At 68.7% G+C, this 17,259-nt stretch carries 19 protein-coding genes; 5 read left to right on the plus strand and 14 right to left on the minus strand.

Going from position 1 to position 17,259, the window contains the following annotated elements:
• Position 1 precedes the first annotated feature (1 nt).
• The gene (locus ACX1D3_RS08285) at positions 2 to 433 is read left to right on the plus strand and encodes a hypothetical protein (protein ID WP_458993481.1); all 432 of its coding nucleotides are present in this window, start codon (positions 2 to 4) and stop codon (positions 431 to 433) included.
• Here the strand turns inward: ACX1D3_RS08285 and ACX1D3_RS08290 are convergent.
• From ACX1D3_RS08290 to ACX1D3_RS08305, 4 genes are all read right to left on the minus strand, one after another.
• A complete protein-coding gene (locus ACX1D3_RS08290) occupies positions 419 to 739 on the minus strand; it encodes a hypothetical protein (protein ID WP_458993482.1) in 321 nt (106 codons plus the stop codon). The two genes, ACX1D3_RS08285 and ACX1D3_RS08290, sit on opposite strands and share 15 nt — an antisense overlap.
• A 127-nt stretch (positions 740 to 866) precedes the next feature.
• Complete coding sequence (locus tag ACX1D3_RS08295) at positions 867 to 1,523, minus strand: DUF305 domain-containing protein (protein ID WP_458993483.1); 657 nt, start codon at positions 1,521 to 1,523, stop codon at positions 867 to 869.
• A gap of 88 nt (positions 1,524 to 1,611) precedes the next feature.
• Positions 1,612 to 2,751, minus strand: coding sequence for a sensor histidine kinase (locus ACX1D3_RS08300; RefSeq protein WP_458993484.1), 1,140 nt, complete (start codon positions 2,749 to 2,751; stop codon positions 1,612 to 1,614).
• Positions 2,748 to 3,455 carry a response regulator transcription factor gene (locus ACX1D3_RS08305; protein WP_458993485.1) on the minus strand — a complete coding sequence of 236 codons (708 nt, stop codon included), beginning with the start codon at positions 3,453 to 3,455 and terminating at the stop codon, positions 2,748 to 2,750. The genes ACX1D3_RS08300 and ACX1D3_RS08305 overlap by 4 nt, the downstream gene beginning before the upstream one ends.
• A gap of 123 nt (positions 3,456 to 3,578) precedes the next feature.
• On the opposite strand from ACX1D3_RS08305, the gene ACX1D3_RS08310 reads away from it, so the two are divergent.
• Genes ACX1D3_RS08310 through ACX1D3_RS08320 form a run of 3 tightly spaced genes read left to right on the plus strand, consistent with a single transcriptional unit; the run spans position 3,579 to position 5,460 of the window.
• Positions 3,579 to 3,881, plus strand: a complete 303-nt coding sequence (locus tag ACX1D3_RS08310; protein WP_458993486.1) for a glutaredoxin — start codon at positions 3,579 to 3,581, stop codon at positions 3,879 to 3,881.
• Positions 3,881 to 4,846, plus strand: a complete 966-nt coding sequence (locus ACX1D3_RS08315) for a cytochrome c biogenesis CcdA family protein (RefSeq protein WP_458993487.1) — start codon at positions 3,881 to 3,883, stop codon at positions 4,844 to 4,846. The genes ACX1D3_RS08310 and ACX1D3_RS08315 overlap by 1 nt, the downstream gene beginning before the upstream one ends.
• Entirely contained in the window at positions 4,843 to 5,460 is a 618-nt protein-coding gene (locus tag ACX1D3_RS08320; protein WP_458993488.1) for a peroxiredoxin family protein, read from the plus strand. The genes ACX1D3_RS08315 and ACX1D3_RS08320 overlap by 4 nt, the downstream gene beginning before the upstream one ends.
• Before the next feature lie 79 nt (positions 5,461 to 5,539).
• Here the strand turns inward: ACX1D3_RS08320 and ACX1D3_RS08325 are convergent, their stop codons facing one another.
• The 4 genes from ACX1D3_RS08325 to ACX1D3_RS08340 form a co-directional block, all read right to left on the minus strand.
• The gene (locus ACX1D3_RS08325) at positions 5,540 to 5,872 is read right to left on the minus strand and encodes a YnfA family protein (RefSeq protein WP_458993489.1); all 333 of its coding nucleotides are present in this window, start codon (positions 5,870 to 5,872) and stop codon (positions 5,540 to 5,542) included.
• 68 nt (positions 5,873 to 5,940) lie between these two features.
• Positions 5,941 to 6,861 carry a cation diffusion facilitator family transporter gene (locus tag ACX1D3_RS08330; protein ID WP_458993490.1) on the minus strand — a complete coding sequence of 307 codons (921 nt, stop codon included), beginning with the start codon at positions 6,859 to 6,861 and terminating at the stop codon, positions 5,941 to 5,943.
• Positions 6,858 to 8,861 carry a heavy metal translocating P-type ATPase gene (locus tag ACX1D3_RS08335; protein ID WP_458993491.1) on the minus strand — a complete coding sequence of 668 codons (2,004 nt, stop codon included), beginning with the start codon at positions 8,859 to 8,861 and terminating at the stop codon, positions 6,858 to 6,860. The genes ACX1D3_RS08330 and ACX1D3_RS08335 overlap by 4 nt, the downstream gene beginning before the upstream one ends.
• Positions 8,858 to 9,271: an ArsR/SmtB family transcription factor gene (locus tag ACX1D3_RS08340; RefSeq protein WP_458993492.1), complete on the minus strand. Its 414-nt coding sequence runs from the start codon at positions 9,269 to 9,271 to the stop codon at positions 8,858 to 8,860. Before ACX1D3_RS08340 ends, ACX1D3_RS08335 begins: the two co-directional genes overlap by 4 nt.
• Positions 9,272 to 9,471: 200 nt before the next feature.
• Here ACX1D3_RS08340 and ACX1D3_RS08345 point away from each other — a divergent pair, with 200 nt between their 5' ends.
• On the plus strand, positions 9,472 to 10,077 hold the full coding sequence (locus tag ACX1D3_RS08345; RefSeq protein WP_458993493.1) for a CueP family metal-binding protein: 606 nt from the start codon (positions 9,472 to 9,474) through the stop codon (positions 10,075 to 10,077).
• Positions 10,078 to 10,244: 167 nt separating this feature from the next.
• Here the strand turns inward: ACX1D3_RS08345 and ACX1D3_RS08350 are convergent, their stop codons facing one another.
• From ACX1D3_RS08350 to nifJ, 6 genes are all read right to left on the minus strand, one after another.
• Positions 10,245 to 10,457: a hypothetical protein gene (locus ACX1D3_RS08350; RefSeq protein WP_458993494.1), complete on the minus strand. Its 213-nt coding sequence runs from the start codon at positions 10,455 to 10,457 to the stop codon at positions 10,245 to 10,247.
• A 200-nt stretch (positions 10,458 to 10,657) separates the two neighbouring features.
• On the minus strand, positions 10,658 to 11,791 hold the full coding sequence (locus ACX1D3_RS08355) for a HAMP domain-containing sensor histidine kinase (RefSeq protein ID WP_458993495.1): 1,134 nt from the start codon (positions 11,789 to 11,791) through the stop codon (positions 10,658 to 10,660).
• Entirely contained in the window at positions 11,788 to 12,507 is a 720-nt protein-coding gene (locus ACX1D3_RS08360; RefSeq protein WP_458996506.1) for a response regulator, read from the minus strand. Before ACX1D3_RS08360 ends, ACX1D3_RS08355 begins: the two co-directional genes overlap by 4 nt.
• Positions 12,508 to 12,509: 2 nt before the next feature.
• The gene (locus ACX1D3_RS08365) at positions 12,510 to 13,076 is read right to left on the minus strand and encodes a hypothetical protein (protein WP_458993496.1); all 567 of its coding nucleotides are present in this window, start codon (positions 13,074 to 13,076) and stop codon (positions 12,510 to 12,512) included.
• A 167-nt stretch (positions 13,077 to 13,243) separates the two neighbouring features.
• Positions 13,244 to 13,501 (minus strand): SHOCT domain-containing protein, encoded by a 258-nt coding sequence (locus ACX1D3_RS08370; protein ID WP_458993497.1) that lies wholly within the window; start codon positions 13,499 to 13,501, stop codon positions 13,244 to 13,246.
• Between the two features lie 183 nt (positions 13,502 to 13,684).
• Positions 13,685 to 17,221: a pyruvate:ferredoxin (flavodoxin) oxidoreductase gene (gene nifJ, locus ACX1D3_RS08375; protein ID WP_458993498.1), complete on the minus strand. Its 3,537-nt coding sequence runs from the start codon at positions 17,219 to 17,221 to the stop codon at positions 13,685 to 13,687.
• Between the last annotated feature and the right edge of the window lie 38 nt (positions 17,222 to 17,259).

A 17,259-nucleotide genomic window follows, 5' to 3' on the forward strand; every position in this document is an offset into this window, starting at 1 on the left:
CATGGACACGATCACCGAGCCGGCCACAGCCGTGAGGGGTGGTCGCGGGTTCTGGGGTGCGCTGTGGGCCGGGACCAGGGCCACCGTCGGCGCCCTGATGGGACTGGCGCCGCACGTGATGCATCACATCGGCTTCCTGGCCGGGGCCGCGCTCCTGACCGGGTTCCTCGGCAACACGCTGCTCTACATGGTCGGGTTGCTGCTGAGCATCCCCCTGCTGCGACGGCTGCATCGCCGATTCGGCACCTGGAAGGCCCCCACCATCGGGGTCGCGGTGTTCACCGCCCTGTTCGCCCTGTCCGCCTTCGTGATCGGGCCACTGTTCAACCCCGCCACCCCCAACCAACCGGACACGCCAACACCGGCGGCCTCCGCCAGCGCATCCGGCACCGAGGACCACGAGGGGCACCACAGCGCCTCACCCACCAGATGATCCACACCACAATGAAATGAAAGGACCAAGCACATGTGCAATCACGGACACGGACACCAGCACGAGCAGGGGAACCAGCAGGAGGGAGGCTGCTGCGGCGGCCACGCCGGCGGCGGTCAGGCTGGTGGTCATCACTGTCAACACGACGTGGTGGCCGGCCCAGGCGACGAGCTGGTCACCTGCACGGTCCGCGGGACCACCACCCTGAAGTCCACCGCAGAGACGGCCGGCTTGTTCCGCGACCTCGAAGGCCATCGGTTCTACTTCTGCTGCCGACGCTGCCAGGACCTCTTCGACGCCGAGCATCTCGCCAGCAGCCCAGCCGCCTAACCCCCTGGTTTGGCGTTCGCGCCACCCTGAGGGCAACGACAAGGGCGCCCGTCCAGCCACAACGGCTGGGCGGGCGCCCCATCTTCTGTGCGCCTGGGGTTGGTCAGAGGCTGCTGAGGATGCTCTGCATCTCGGTGATCTCGGTCTGCTGGTCGGCGATGATCTTCTCGGCAAGGGCTACCGCGTCGGGGTTCTGGCCTTCGGCCAACTGCTGCTCGGACATCCCGATCGCACCCTCATGGTGGGCGATCATGGCCTCGAGGAACGCCTGATCAAAGTCGGCGCCGGACATGCCGTCGAGTTGGGTCATCATCTCGTCCTGGCTCATTCCGTTCATGTCCATGCCGCCCATGTCCATGCCGCCATGCCCACCGGGGGAGACGTCCTCATCCCAGGTGCTGAGCCAGGCGGTCAACTCGTCGATCTCCGGGCCCTGGGCCTCGGCGATGCGCTCCGCGAGGGCCACAACCTCTGGGGTTTCGGCACGTTCGATCGCCAGCTGGGACATTTCGATGGCGCCTTCGTGATGGATGATCATCATCTGCGCGAACGTGGTGTCCTGGTCGCTGTGGTCGGCGGCCACGTCCGAGGAGGCGCTCGCCGAATCGGGCTCCGTGGCGGCGGTGGCGGTGGCGGAGGTGGTTGCTGTCGGTGAGGTGGTCGCGGCCGGGGGAGTGGCGCTCTGGTTTCCGCAGGCCGCCAGGGTGGCCGTCAGGACCAGTCCCGCCAAAGTGGCAGTGATCCGCTTCGTGCGTGTCATGAAAGATGCTCCATTCCTGGCCGACGGGGGCCGCCGGTCCTAACTTCGAGGCTATGAACGATCAGCTCAAGAGCCAACCCGTGGGAGGTCAAGAATCGATCAAGACCCGCTCAGGTGCTGGCGCGGTGGGCAGGTGCAGTGTGAAGGTCGAGCCGTGTCCGGGGCCGGGGCTGGTAGCTGTCAGCGAACCGCCGTGGGCCAGGGCGAGGCTGCGGGCGATGGTCAGCCCGATCCCGGAACCGCCCGCATCGCGGGCCCGTGCCGTGTCGGCGCGGTAGAACCTCTCGAACACCTTCGAGATCTGCTCGGGAGTGAGGCCGTCGCCGGTGTCGGTGACGGTGATCACCGTCTCGTCCCTGGACTCGCGTGCGCTGATGTGCACGATCCCACCGGCGGAGGTGTGCCGCAGCGCGTTGTCCAGGAGGTTGCCCAGGATCTGACCCACCCGCTGCGGATCGGCTGCGATGAGGCCCGGGTCCGAGTCCGCAGATAGCGTGACTCCCTTTGCCGCGTATCGGGTGGCGACGGAGGCGACGGCGGGCTCGATGAGGTCCCACACCGGCTGGGTCTGGGTATCCAGAGTGAACCGGCCCTCCTCGGCGCGGGACACGTCGTCCAGGTCGGCGGCGATCTTCTTGAGCCGGGCGGCCTGGAGGGTGAGCAACTGTTGGCTGTCCTGATCCCAGGGGACCACATCATCGATGACGGCCTCCAACTCAGCGGTCAGGGTGGCCAGCGGGGTGCGGAGCTCGTGCGCCACGTCCGAGAGAAGCCGCCGTCGGCTCGCTTCCGTGGAGTCCAGGCGGCTGGCCATGTCGTTGAACGCGTCTGCGACGGCGTTGAACTCTGGACTCGTCGCGGTCTGGGGGACGCGGGCGGTGTAGTCGCCTGCCTCCAGCAGGGCGGAGGCGGCGGTCAGTTGCTCGAGGGGGCGGCGGAGCCGCCGGGTCTCGAGCCAGGCCAGGCCGATGGCCAGCGCCAAGGCGACCACCAGGCCGATGCCCAGTGAGCGGACGCCGGCGTCCAGGAATGCCTGCTCCACATGCCTCATCTCGGCGGTGCCGTCCGCGTGCCCGAGTTGTTGCAGGTGCTCGTGGAACAGCGGAGGCCCAACCACCATCGCGACCAAGGCAGCGGTGATGACACCGACCGCGACCACCAGCGCCTGGGTGAGGAAGGTGCGGGTGCCCCACCGCATCCGGGAGACGTAGCCGCGTAGTCTCATCATCGCCCTGCTCCCATCCGGTATCCGACCCCGCGGACGGTGAGGATGTAGCGCGGCTCGGTGGGGGGATCGTCGAGCTTCTTGCGCAGGTTCGCCACGTGGACGTCGACGACGTGATCGTCGCCGACCCAGCCCGCGCCCCACACCGCGTCGATGATCTGCCGCCGGCTGAGCGCCACGTTGGGTCGGGCCGACAGCGCGTCGAGGATGTCGAACTCGGTGCGGGTCAAACCGACCGCCTCTCCATCGATCCACACGTCGCGGCCCTCCGCGTCCACCCGCAGCCGCCCGAACTCGCGCGGCGCGGCGGGCTTTGTGCCGTGGGCCTGGCGGCGAGGACGTCGCAGCACGGTGTTGACGCGGGCAACGAGCTCGCGGGGGCTGAACGGCTTGGTCAGGTAGTCGTCGGCTCCCACCGACAAACCGATCAGCTTGTCGACCTCGTCGGCCCGGGCGGTCAGCATCAGGATGTAGCAGTCGGAGAACAACCGGACCTGGCGGCACACCTCGATCCCGTCAATGCCGGGCAGACCCAGGTCAAGGATGATCACGTCGGGATCGAGTTCCTGCGCGGAGCGGACCCCCTCGGGTCCGGTGTAGGCCAGGGCCGTGTCGAAGCCGGCCTTGTTTAGGTACGAGGCGACGATCCCGGCCAGGGGGCGCTCGTCGTCGACCACCAGCACACTCGACCTGCGGGGCTCAGCCATACAGCCATTATCGACACACACCTACCCGCCAACCCCCCTCGATCGACCTCTCTGGGATTGTTCTTGGCCGAACCTTGACCCGGCCTGAACCGTTCCCTGATCTGGCGGGTTGATCCTGGAAGGGTGAATGAGATCTCGGCACCTGCCCTGGCGGCCGCCCCGACCGAAGTGGTGGACGTCACGCTGGTCACCACGCCCGCGTGCCACTTCTGCGACGACGCCCACCACCGCCTCGACGCCCTCGACCGCGCCGGTTTGCTTCGGCTCACGACAGTCCCCGCGGAGTCCCCGCAAGGTCAGGAACTGATTGCCGAGCACCGCCCGGGCATGTTCCCGTTGACCCTGGTGGCGGGACGCTACTTCCACGACGGGCGGATCCCGCGCGGCAAGCTCGCGCGGCTCGTTGAGCACCTGGGTGCCCGCTGATGGGCGCCGACCTGCTCAGCGCCGGCGGAATCCTGGCGGCGTTCCTCGCCGGCGGGGTCGCGCTGTTCGCGCCGTGCTGCATCGTGTTCCTTGCCCCCAGCTACCTGGCGGCCGCGGCGAAGAACCGCCGCTGGAGACTGATCCCGTTGACCTTCGTGTTCGCCGCGGGCCTGGCGGCGGTCCTGGTCCCGATCACGATGGGCGTGAGCCTGATCGCGGGCGCCATCGCCATGTACCACGTCGTCCTGTACTGGGCGGGTGGCCTGCTGATGATCGGACTCGGGCTGCTGGCGCTGTCGGGGGCGATGTGGTCGATGCCGTCGTTCCTCCGCGCACCCGACACTGCCCGCGGCGACACAGCCACCTTCTTCAGCCTCGGTGTGTTCTCCGGCATCGCCTCCAGCTGCTGCGCACCGGTCCTGGCCGGAGTGATGACCCTGTCCGCGCTGTCCGGTTCGCCCGTGGGCGGCCTGGTGCTGGGTCTGGCCTACGTGTTCGGCATGGTGATCCCACTGTTCGTGATGGCGCTGCTGTGGGACAAGCGACCCGAGCGGATGCGCCGCCTCCGCGCCAAGCCGATCCGGATCAGCCTGGGGCGCTTCACGCTGGCCACCAACACCGTCAACCTGGTGGTCGCAGTCGGGTTCGTGATCATGGGCATCCTGGTGATCGGCCAGGCGGGCGCCACCGAGATGACCGGCGCCGACGCCCCCCTCGTCGGTATGGGTGCCTGGCTCAGCGTCGTCTTCGCGTGGCTGATCGCGATCACCGCCCCCATCCCCGAAACCGTCCTCGGCCTAGCGCTGCTCGCCCTCGTGGCTGTGTTCGTCGTCGCCACCCTCCGCGACCGCCGACACACCGAACCCGTGGCCTCGCCCCACGAATGCTGCGACACCGAAACCTCACAACATCCTGCGCCTGAGGAGACCGGCGCACCCACCGTCCCCTCCCAGGAGCCACGATGACCTCGACCACCACCCCCTCCCGACGCGAGCAACTCACAGCCCGCCAGCAGGCCGAGACGCACCGCGACAAGACGCGCCGCACCTGGACCAGGATGATCGGTGCGCTGGTCACCGTGATCGTGCTGACCGTCGTCGGCTACGGACTGTGGACAGCGATCCCCGAGCAGGGCGACACCCAGCGGCTCGCCCCCGACTTCACGCTCACCACCACCGCCGGCACCAGCGTCACCCTCAGCGACCTGCGCCCCGCACCGGTCCTGATCTACTTCAACGAGGGCGCCGGCTGCGCGTCCTGCACCATGCAGATGGCCGAGATCGAGAAGAACCCCGGATTCGCCGAGGCCGGCATCGAGGTGCTGCCCATCGTCATGAACACCGCCGAGCAGATCCTGCCCGACATGCAGCAGTTCGGCGTCACGACCCCGTATCTCCTCGACGACGGCACGGTGTCCAAGGCCTACGACGTCCTCGACAAGGGCATGCACCCCGGGATGCCGGGACACGGCTTCGTTCTCATCGACGGCGACGGCGTCCAGCGCTGGTACGGCAACTACCCCTCCATGTGGCTCGACCCGCAGGAACTCCTCGACGAGATCACCACCCGCCTGAAGTGACACCCCTCGGATTGGTCATCGGGGCGACGTTCTGCAACGCCCTGGTGGGGGCCACAGTCTGGGGAGCGAACAACAGTGCTCACAGTGGCCGTGGCGCGTACATGATGACCGCCACGCCGGCCAGGCAGATGAGGGCGCCAACGGTGTCCCAGCGGTCGGGGCGGAACCTGTCGAAGGCCATGCCCCAGATCAGGGAGCCGGCGACGAACACGCCGCCGTAGGCGGCAAGGATCCGGCCGAAGTTGGCGTCGGGTTGAAGGGTGGCCACGAACCCATACAGGCCAAGAGCGACCACGCCGGCGCCGATCCAGACCCAGCCCCTGTGCTCGCGTACCCCTTGCCAGACCAGCCACGCGCCGCCAATCTCAAAGAACGCGGCGACGACGAACAGAAGGATGGAACGGATGGGCATGGTGCCTTCTCTCCGGCTGAAGTTGTAGCGACGATAACCGCAGGCCTGGTCTCCTTGGAGGACCGTTCTCAATGGTGCGCGGAGCGTTCCAGGGTGCTATGGGAGGGGGGCTCGATCTGGAAGGTGGAGTGTTCGACGCTGACGTCGAAGTGTTCGGCGACGCAGGTCTGCAGATCCCGAAGCTTCTGGGAGACGTGGCCCTGTGTGAAGCAGGTCTCGTCGACGACGACGTGGGCGGTGAGGACGGGTAGTCCGGTGGCGATGGTGGAGGCGTGCAGGTCGTGCACCCCGATGACGTGCGGGACCTGAAGGATGTGTCGGCGGACGTCGTCGAGGTTCAGGCCTTTGGGGGTGGATTCGAGCAGGATCCCGCCGGCTTCTTTGAGGATCGTGATGGCGCGGGGGATGATCAGGGCGGCGATCAGCATGCCGGCGAGGGCGTCGATGCGGGTCCAGCCTGTGAGTGAGATGACGATCGCGCTGATGATGACGGCGACGGATCCGAGGGCGTCGTTGACCACTTCGAGGAATGCGGCCCGCATGTTGAGGTTCGCTGCGCGGCCCGTGCTGAGGACGAGGATGGCGACGATGTTGCCGACGAGTCCGACGATCCCGAACACCAGCAGCCCGCCGGCGGTGACCTCTGCGGGGTCGGACAGCCGGCGGACGCCTTCGATGAAGGCGTAGATGCCGACGGCGAGCAGGACCGCGGATTGGGCGCCGGCGGCGAGCACTTCGGCGCGGCGATAGCCCCAGGTCCGCTCTGGTGTGGGTGGGCGCAGCGTCAGGGAGGCGGCGATGAGTGCCATGAGCAGGCCGGAGGCGTCGGTGAGCATGTGGCCGGCGTCGACGAGGAGCGCGAGGCTGTTGGTCCACCATGCGCCGATGACTTCGGCGATGAGGATGGTGGCGGTGATCCCGAAAGCGATCGCAAGCCTGGTCCGGTTGGTCGCCGGGGCGGCGTGGGTGTGGTCGTGTGGGTCACTCACGCTCGGACCGTCTCGAGTTCTGTCCGGAGGGCAGGTGCAGTGATCGGGGGCAGGGCAGTGGTGCGGCCGGCCCGGATGCCGTTGCCGATCACGAACACCTCGGCGACTTCGTGGATGAGGACAACGGCCGCCAGCCCCAGTACTCCGAAGAGCCCGAGCGGGATGAGGATCGTGATGAGTGCGATCGAGAGGCTCATGTTCTGGAGCATGATGCGGCGGGTGCGTCGGGCGTGGTCGAGTGCGTGGGGGAGGAGCCGAAGGTCGTCACCCATCAGGGCGACGTCGGCGGTTTCGATGGCCACGTCGGTGCCCATCGCCCCCATCGCCACGCCGACGTCGGCGGTGGCAAGTGCGGGGGCGTCGTTGACGCCGTCGCCGACCATCGCCGTCGATCGGCCGCTCCCGCGGAGCCGCTCGATGATCGCGGACTTGTCCTCCGGGCGCAGGTCGGCGTACACCTCACTGATCCCGGCCTCTCGTGCGATGGCGCGGGCGGTGGCGTCGTTGTCGCCGGTGAGCATGACCACCGTGTAGCCACCCCCGCGGAGTTGCGCCATGACTTCGGTGGCTTCTGGGCGCAGTTCGTCGCGGACGGCGATCGCCCCGACGGGGATGCCGTCGACTTCCACGATGACTGCGGTGGCGCCGGCGTCCTGCATGCGGGTCACGTGCGCGGCGAGGGGGCCGGGGCCGATCCAGCCGGGGCGCCCCAGCCGGAGGCGGCGCCCGTCCCGCTGGCCGGTGAGTCCCGATCCCACCTCGGCGGTCACCTCATCGGCTGCGCGCACCTCGTCGACGGCAGCCAGGATTGCGCGGGCCAGCGGGTGTTCGCTTCGCGCCTCCAGTGCGGCGGCCAGGCCGAGAACTTCGGCGGGGGAGTAGCCGTCGGCGGGCGCGACGTCGGTGACGGCCGGCTGGTTGCGGGTCAGGGTGCCGGTCTTGTCAAGGGCGATCGTGCGGACCTTGCCGAGCGTCTCCAACGCGGCGCCGCCCTTGATCAGGATCCCTCGTCGGCTCGCCGCGCCGATGGACGCCACCGCGGTCACAGGAACCGAGATGGCCAGCGCGCAGGGGGATGCGGCCACCACCATCACCAGGGCCCGCTGCAGCCACAGCGCCGGTTCCCCGAGGAGGAAGCCCGCGACGACGGTGAGGGCGGCGGCGATCAGGATGCCCGGGACCAGCGGTGTGGCTATCCGGTCGGCCAGCCGCTGCGTGGCGCCCTTGCGGGACTGTTCGGCCTCGACGATGTGCACGATCCGGGCAAGGGAGTTGTCGCTGGCGGTGGCGGTCACATCGACCTCGAGGACGCCCGAGCCGTTGATGGAACCGGCGAACACCTGGTCACCGGGGCCGGCTTCGACGGGCATCGACTCGCCGGTGATGGCCGATGTGTCCAGCGCCGTCCTGCCGGCCCGCACTGCGCCGTCGGTGGCCAGCCGCTCGCCGGGTTTCACGATCATCAGGTCGCCGACCGCGAGCTCGTCGGGGCAGAGCACCACATCGCGACCACCGCGTCGGACCGTGGCCTCCCGCGGAACCAGATCCAGCAGGGCGCGCAACCCGTGTCGGGTCTTGGCCAACGAGTAGCCCTCCAGGCCCTCGGCCAGGGAGAACAGGAAGGCCAGCATGGCGGCCTCCTCGATCTGACCCAGGGCGGTGGCGCCCACGGCGCCGATCGTCATCAGCAGCCCAACCCCGAGCTTGCCGCGGGCCAGCCTCTTGAGGGCTCCCGGCACAAACGTCGACGCCCCCACCAGAAGCGCCGCAACGCCCAACACGAGTGCGGCGACCTCCCAGCCGAGCAGCCCAGCGACGAAGCCCGCCAGCAGGAACGCGCCGGAGACCAATCCGAACCGGATGTCGCGCACCTGCCACCAGCGCTCGACGGCCTCGCCATCAGCATCGCCGCCGACACCGGGCGAGGCCTCGCACCCGCACGCGCTCTCGCAGTCCTCGCGTTGCTCAAGGTCGCGTCCGCTCGGAGTTGGCCCGGTCATCGCGGACCCTCCGGCACATGGGTCTTCATCTGCTCGGGTGTGGGGTTCGTGGTGGTGCCGACGCCATAGTTCGGGCACAGCGCGACCGCGTTCCCGGTCGACTCCAGGAGTCGCTCCGCTGCGGCCAATACACCCATCAACTCGGGGGCGCCCACCAACGAGAACACCGATGCGCGCCCCTCCGGCCGCGACTCGACGAGGCCGCACTCCCGCAGGCACGCCAGGTGAGCGCTCACGGTCGACTGTGCCAACCCGAGGTGCTCGGTCAGGTCACGCACCCGATGCTCGCCCAACGTGAGGTGCTGCAGGATCGCCAGCCGCGACGGGTCCGACAGGCCGTGGAAGAAGGCAGCGGCCACCGACAGATCCTCAACCGAGGACGCATCCTCTGAAATTGCTATCATCGTCATAGATCGATGGTAGCGGTTGAGGGCTCTACGCGGGTGACCAGCCATGTCGGAACTGGAACTTCTTGACTGGATCTTGACCAAGCGCACCACTGACGCTGCGTGGGTGTGGGGCATGCTGGGCGGACGACCTGTGCGACGTGGGTGCCGCGGAACGCGGCCCACCTCGATTTCACTTGACACGTTCGAACCTGGAGAAACGCATGCGCCTCATTGATCTGACCGTTCGCATCGCTGCGCCACTAGTCACTGTCCTCGCGCTGTCGGCGTGCTCCGCACCCGAGGCCCCGATCACGTCCGCGTCGATGGCGGCGCCGAGCGTCGCGGCGGGGGACGCCGGGACGCTGCTCGCGGCGCAGGGGTTGGCGGGGAAGAGCGGCCGAGAGGTCGTGGAAGCGCTGGACCAGGTCGCCGCCCAGCGCCCGCTCCCGCTGGCCGCGTCGGTGCGCTACGACGAGCTGCTGCTCAGCGACGGAACCACCGAGGCCGCGCTGCCCCTCGACGGTGACCAGTTCTACCTGTCGATAGCGCCGTACGAGACCACCACCCACGAGTGCTACTTCCACAACCTCGGCACGTGCCAGGGGGAGTTGGCAAATGCCGAGGTGCGCGTGAAGATCACCACCGATTCGGGGGAGGTGCTCATCGACGAGGACGCCACCACCTACGCCAACGGGTTCGTCGGCTTCTGGATCCCGAAGGACATCGCGGGCACCGTCGTCGTCACCAAGGACGGAAAGCGCGCCGAGAGCCGCTTCTCCTCCGACGCTGAGGGTCCCACCTGCCTGACCACACTGCAGCTTCTGTAGTCCGGCGGGGTGAGCCTTGCTGGGCGCCGTGCCGAGGAGGTTTTGTGTAGGGCAGGGTGTTTCGACGCTCGTTGCGCCAGTGGTGCGGCGTTGAGCCGCTCGAGTCAATAGGATCCCCGCCCGGCCTGGGGCCTGGCGGGGACCGCGTGACGATCTGACCCTTCTGGTCAGGAGGAGTGGTGGTTCTCCCAGCCGGAGAATCCCTGATGCATGCCGGGGTTGTGGGTGCCGTTGAAGCCCATGTCTGACTGGGCCATCATGCGGACGTGACCAGCGAACTCGCGTCCGGTTGGTTCGGCTGCTCCGGCGGTGGTGGCGGTCATGGCGACGACTGCCGCGGCGGCGGTGGCCAGGGCAGCGATCTTGCGCTTGGTGATCATGGTGGTCTCCTTCGTTCGGGTGCCGGTCCTTCCGGCCGATAAGACCACTGTCCCTTGGCAATGTATGGATCTGTTCAACTATCCCCTCGGCTTCGATCAAGAAGTCGAGGGCCGGGGTGAAGGGCATTCTCCTGTCCCGCCAACGGCCTGTACAGCCTCAACGGGTGGATTGGGATCTGGTGTTGCTCGTTCTGCCTGCATCAGTGTGGGGTTCGCCTGGAACCGCTGGCAGGGAGGGTGATCGTGAATCGGGCGCCGGTGCCGGGGCCGGCGCTGTCAGCGGTGAGGGTCCCGTGGTGGGCCTCGACGATGGCGCGGGCGATGGTCAGCCCAAGGCCGGAGCCGGGACTGTCGCCAGCTTTCGCGAAGCGGCGGAAGATCTGCCCCGCTTCGGCGGGGGTGAGGCCGATGCCGGTGTCGGTCACTGTGATGACCGCCGAGTCCCCGGATGGGCTGGGCCGACCGGCCATGGTGACGGTGCCGCCGGCCGGGGTGCAGCGGAGCGCGTTGTCGAGTAGGCCGCCGAGGACTTCCTGGATTCGTTCGGGGTCGACCAACACGCGAGGGGTGTTGTCGGTGACGGAGGCATCGATCCGGACGCCGGCGGACCGGTAGCTCTCCCCGTGTGCGGCAACGGCAGCGTCGACCAAGGTGCGGACAGGAACGGGTTCGGCGCTGAGGAGCAGTTGACGTTCCTCGGCGCGGGAGACCACCTCGAGGTCGGCGACGAGGCGCCGGAGCCGGGTGCTCTGGGCGGCGAGGGTGTCCCAGGTCTGGTGGTCGGCGGGCAATACGTCGTCGCGGACGGCTTCGATGGTGGCTTCGATGGAGGCGATGGGGGTGCGGAGCTGGTGGGCCAGGTCGGCGGTGAGTGCGCGGCGGGTGTCCTCGGTGGTCTGGAGTCGCTCGGCCAGCTCGTTGACCGACGCGGCCAGGGTGGCGAACTCGGGGCCCATACCGGGATCGAGCACCCGGGCGTCCAGGTGTCCGTCCGCGAGTCGACGGCTGGTGTCTGCGGCGGCCCACACGGGAGCGGCGAGCCGGCGGGCCACGACCCAGCTGATGGTTGCGGCCGTGAACGCTGCGGCGGCGATGCCGATCCCCACGGCCACGAGGACGGCGTCCTGGACCGCCATGAGGATGTGTTGCAGGGCGTCTGAGTCTGTGGCGACGCCGGCCCTTTCCAGGTGGAGCTGGAACACCGACGGGGTGACGAGGAGCACCACTACGAGCACGGTGCCGGCGCCGGCCAGGATGACGAGCACGTTGTTGAGGAGGAGTCGGGGGGCCAGGGCGAGTCGTGCGAGTCGCGGCTCCTTTCGGGGGGCGGTCATCCCGGGCCCATCCGATAGCCGACCCCACGGATGGTCAGCACGTAGCGGGCGTCGCGGGGATCGTCGCCGAGCTTGCGACGCAGGTGTCCGACGTGGATGTCGACGAGGTGCTCGTCGCTCGCGGCGGAGCCCGTCGTGTCGTTCCAGACGCGGTCGAGTAACTGTTGTCGGGTGAACACGATGCGGGGACTCCCGCTCAGCGCCTCAAGCAGGTCGTACTCGGTGCGCGTCAACGCCACCAGTGAGCCTGCGACGCGCACTTCGCGCGCCGGAACGTCCACCGTCAGGTCCCCGAAGACGCGTGCCTCCGAGGCTTCCTGTGCCGTGGCGCCGGCTGGGGTCCGCGGTCGCCGCAGCAGCGTCCTGACCCGCGCGACCAGTGCGCGGGCGGAGAAGGGTTTGGTGACGTAGTCGTCGGCTCCCACCGCGAGCCCGATGAGCATGTCCACCTCGTCGGCGCGCGCGGTCAACATCAGGATGTAGCAGCTGCTGAACGTCCGCAGCTGCCGGCACACCTCGACGCCGTCCATGCCGGGCAGCCCCAGGTCGAGCACAACCACGTCAGGCTCAAATTCCCGAGCGAGTGTGAGCGCCGTCTCGCCGTCGCCGGCGGTGCGCACGGTGAACCCATCCTTGGTCAGGTAGCCCTCCACCACCCTGACGAGGCTGGGTTCGTCGTCGACCACCAGGACGCTCGGCTGCTTGTCAGAACCCACGCTCAAGCGTCCTCCTCCGCGACGAACTCGCCGTGCCACGTGTGGTACCAGACTGCCCCGGTGGTGGCGTTGACCGACAGCATGCCCACTGTCGTACCGCCTGAGGCGGTGTCGACGGTGTAGTAGCCCGGATACGCCATGGCCATGCCCGCCGCCGTCTCGCCGGCGGCATTGGCCTGCAGCCATCGGTCGGCGATCGCGACGGCCTCATCCGCGGACAGGGCCGCGGTCCGGCTGCCGGTGTTCCACATCATGGCCGGCCCGTACTCGGTGGACACCGCACCGGTGGCCGGGTCCACGAGCACCTCGGTGGTGGCCTCACCGGAGGCGTTCCTCAACTCGACGTAGAAGTTGTTGGTGAACTGCATCACCTCGCCAGGTATGAGCCCACTGACCGCCGCAGCCTGCTTCGCGCGAGCCCTTGCCTGGGTGATGGTGTCGACTCGGACACCGTCGCCGGCCAGCCACACCCCGCCGCCCATCATGGAGCCGCCCATCATGGAGCCGCCCCCAGCGCCCATCATTCCGCCCGACGGTCCGCCCCACCCGCGACCGTTGGCTCCCATCATCGGACCATGCCCGTCCCAGTTCGGCGTGACACCGGCAGCGCCAGGGTAAGGGCGAGCACCTCCCCAAGCGGCAAAGACCACCGAGGCTACGAACAGCACGCTCGCGACCACCAACACCAGCCACGCCAGCCAGCGGGGGCCGGCCTGAGTCAGGCCACGCCCAGTCATCAGCGTTCACCCCGGGCCGAGGCCAGCGCAGCCCGCTGCACCTGATACGTCTCGACGTCGATCTCGCCGCGGGCGAACCGACGATCCAGGATCTCCTCCGGCGTCTCCGGCCCGGGCTGCATGCCGCCACCGTAGGGGCGCGTCGGCAAGAGCCTGGTCACCGCCCACACCACCAGACCAATCAGCACCGCCCACAGCAGCACCATGCCGACCATGCCGCCCCACCCCATCCCGCCAAAACCGCCGTAACCCATCATGTCTATCCTCCTGGACCGAGTGGGTGGTCCCGTGACCACCCGATGGAACAAGCTTGACCGTCACATGTAAGGATCCTCGCGCCTGCGGAGTAAAGATTCCCTCTACATCCATGCATCGGTGTTCCGTCACTGACTGTCCGCCGGGGACTGTCCTGAGCCTGCGACTGACTCGGGAGATGCAGATCAGGGGGTTGGGGAGGCGAGGCCGTGGTAGTGGGCCCAGCGGTCGTCGGTGTCTTGCTGCATCTGGGTGAGGAGGTGTTCGCTGCGGGTGGGGTCGGTGCGCTGGAGCCGGGCGAATCTGGTCTGGGCGAGGGCGAACTCGCGGACGGGGCGGGTGGGTGGCTTTGAGTCGAGCGAGAAGGCCGCGGGTCGTTCGTCTGTGGCGGGCCGGGATCGGTAGAGGGGCCAGTGGCCGCTGGTGACGGCTGCTTTCTGGTGGTGAAGGGATTGGACCATTTCGATGCCGTGTTCGATGCAGCTGGCGTAGGCGATGACCAGTGAGACGCCGGGCCATTGCTGGGCCTCCTGGAGGGCCCGGACCGTCTGGATCTCGTTTCCGCCGAGGGCTATCTGGGCGACGTAGACGTCGCGGTAGGTCAGGGCGAAGCGGCCGAGGTCCTTCTTCTGGGTGCCTTTCCCGCCTGAGGCGAATTTGGCGATCGCTCCCCGCGGGGTTGCTTTGGAGGCTTGTCCGCCGGTGTTGGAGTAGACCTCGGTGTCGAGGACGAGGATGTTGACGTTGCGTCCGGAGGCGAGGACGTGGTCCAGGCCGCCGAATCCGATGTCGTGGGCCCAGCCGTCGCCTCCGATGATCCACACGGTGCGGTCGACGAGTTCGTCGGCCAGGGTCGAGAGGCGGGCCAGGTCGGATCCGTCGGCGGGGTCAAGGCCTGCGATGCGGAGTTTGAGGCGCGAGATGTCGCGCCTCAGCCGTGACAGGTCTTCGCCGTCGGAGGGAGCGTCGAGGATGCGGGCGGCCAGGTCGGTGCCGACGGCGTCGCTGCACCGGGCGAGCAACTCGCGGGCCTGGTTGTGTTGATGGTCTGCGGCGAGTCTGATCCCGAGGCCGAACTCCGCGTTGTCCTCGAACAGGGAGTTCGCCCACGCGGGGCCGCGCCCGCAGGCATCGGTCGACCACGGGGTGGTGGGCAGGTTTCCTCCGAAGATGGAGGAGCAGCCGGTGGCGTTGGCGAGGATGAGCCTGTCGCCGGCGAGCTGGCTCAGGAGTTTCAGGTAGGGCGTCTCCCCGCATCCGGAGCAGGCGCCGGAGAACGTGAAGAGGGGTTCCAGCAGCTGGGAGCCCTTGACCGTGTTGGTCTTGAGCGCGGAGCGGGGCGGCTGGGGGAGTTCCTCGACGGCGGCGAAGTGCTCCTGGTCGAAGGTGAGCCGGTCGCCGATGGGCTCCATCAGCAAGGCCTTGTGGGCGGGGTTGAGCTTGTCGGCCACCGGGCAGGCCTCGACGCACAGGCCGCAGGCGGTGCAGTCCAGAGGTGAGACGGCCAGGGTGAGGCGGTGCCCGGGCAGCTCGCGGGAGGTGAATCTGGCTGTGGGGAACTGCTCGGGGAGCGGACGGTCGTGAGCAGGATCGAACACCGCCATGCGGATGGCCGCGTGTGGGCAGACGATGGTGCACTTCCCGCAGCCGGTGCACAGGTCGGCGTCCCACACCGGGGCCTCGGTGGCGAGGCCGCGCTTCTCCCATCTGGCGGTGTTGGTGGGGAAGACCCCGTCGACCGGCATGGCGCTGACGGGCAGGAGGTCGCCGTCGCCGTCGAGCATGAGTGCGGTGACCTCGCGGACGAAGCGGGGCGCGTGTCCCGGCAGGGGCTCCATGCGACGCAGGGCGCCCTTGAGAGTGCTCGGCACGGCCACTCTCTCCAGGCCTCCGAGCGCGGCACCGATGGCGGCCACGTTGCGGGCGACGACCTCGCCCCCCTTCGACCCGTACGCCTGCCGCGCCGACGTGCAGAGGATCTCCTCGACGTCCGCGGTGGGCAGCAGGTCCACGAGGGCGAAGAAGCACGTCTGCATGACGGTGTTGATGCGGCCGGCGAGGTGGTTGTCGCGGGCGATCCGGTAGGCGTCGACGACGTAGAGCTTCAGGTCGCGGTCGATGATGCCCTGCTGGACCTCGACGGGCAGGTGGGACCACACCTTCTCAGCCGGATAGGACGAGTTGAGCAGGACGATCGCGCCCTGTCGCGCGGTGTCGAGCACCCGTCGGCGCATCAGCAACGGGAACTGGTGGACGGCGACGAAGTCGGCCCGATCGATCAGGTAGGTGGAGCGGATCGGATCCGGACCGAAGCGCAGGTGGGAGACGGTGATCGACCCCGCCTTCTTCGAGTCGTAGACGAAGTACCCCTGCGCGTGGAGGTCGGTGTGCCTCCCGACCATCTTCACCGTCGCCTTGTTCGCGCCGACCGTTCCGTCGGAGCCCAGGCCGTAGAACACGGCCTGCAACGGCGCCTGGGGCACAGTGAACGAGGGGTCGGGATCGACGGAGAGGCCGGTCACGTCGTCGACGATCCCGACGGTGACGTGCCGACGAGGAGTGTCGCGGCCCAGCTCGTCGAAGAGGCCCTTGACCATGGCCGGGTTGAACTCCTTACCGCCCAGACCGTAGCGGCCGGCGGTGACCAGGACATCGCCGCGACCACCTTCGGCGAGCGCCGCGATCACGTCCGTGTACAACGGATCGCCGACGGCTCCGGGCTCCTTCGTGCGGTCCAGCACCATGACCCTGCGCGCCGTCGCGGGCAGCGCCTCCAGCAGCTGGGCGGCCGGGAAGGGCCGGTACAGCCGCACGGTGCACACGCCCACCTTCTCCCCGCGGGCGGCGAGCGCCTCGACCGTCTCCGTCGCGGCACCGGCTCCGGAGCCCATCAGGACGAGGACCCGGTCGGCATCGGGCGCGCCGGCGTAGTCGACGAGCCCGTAACGCCGTCCCGTGCGGTCGGCGAGATCGTCGAAGAGGGTCTGGACCGTCTCCGGTACGGCGTCGTGGAAGCGGTTCGCGGCCTCGCGGGCCTGGAAGAACACGTCCGGGTTCTGCGCGGTGCCGCGAATCGTGGGGGCATCGGGGCTGAGCCCTGAGGCTCGGTGCGCAGACACCGCGCCCTCGTCGACGAGCCCCCGCACGTCCTCCCTGGGGAGCAGGGTGATGCGGTCGATCTCGTGGGAGGTTCTGAAGCCGTCGAAGAAGTGCAGGAACGGGACTCGGCTGGTCAGGGTGGCGGCGTGGGCAACGGCGGCGAAGTCGTGTGCCTCCTGGACTGAGGCGGAGCAGAGCATGGCCCAGCCGGTGCCGCGTGCGGCCATCACGTCGCTGTGGTCGCCGAAGATCGACAGGGCGTGGGTCGCCAGCGTGCGGGCAGCGACGTGGATCACGGCCGGTGTCAGCTCGCCGGCGATCTTGTACATGTTGGGCAGCATCAGCAGCAGCCCTTGGCTGGCGGTGAAGCTGGTCCCCAGCGTGCCCTTCAGGATCGCCCCGTGCAGGGCACCGGCGGCGCCCGCCTCGGACTGCATCTGCACCACCTCAGGCACAGCACCCCACAGGTTCGTGCGCCCCGCGGCGGACCAGGCGTCGGCCAGCTCGCCCATCCCGGAGGCCGGGGTGATCGGATAGATCGCGACCACGTCTGAGAGCAGGTGGGCGATCTGCGCGGCGGCCTCGTTTCCGTCCACGCACGCGGACTGCGGGCCAGTGGTCATGAGTTCCTCCGGGAAGGTCGGGTAGGGAAGATGGTGTC

The organism is Tessaracoccus yangjingae, from assembly GCF_054483935.1.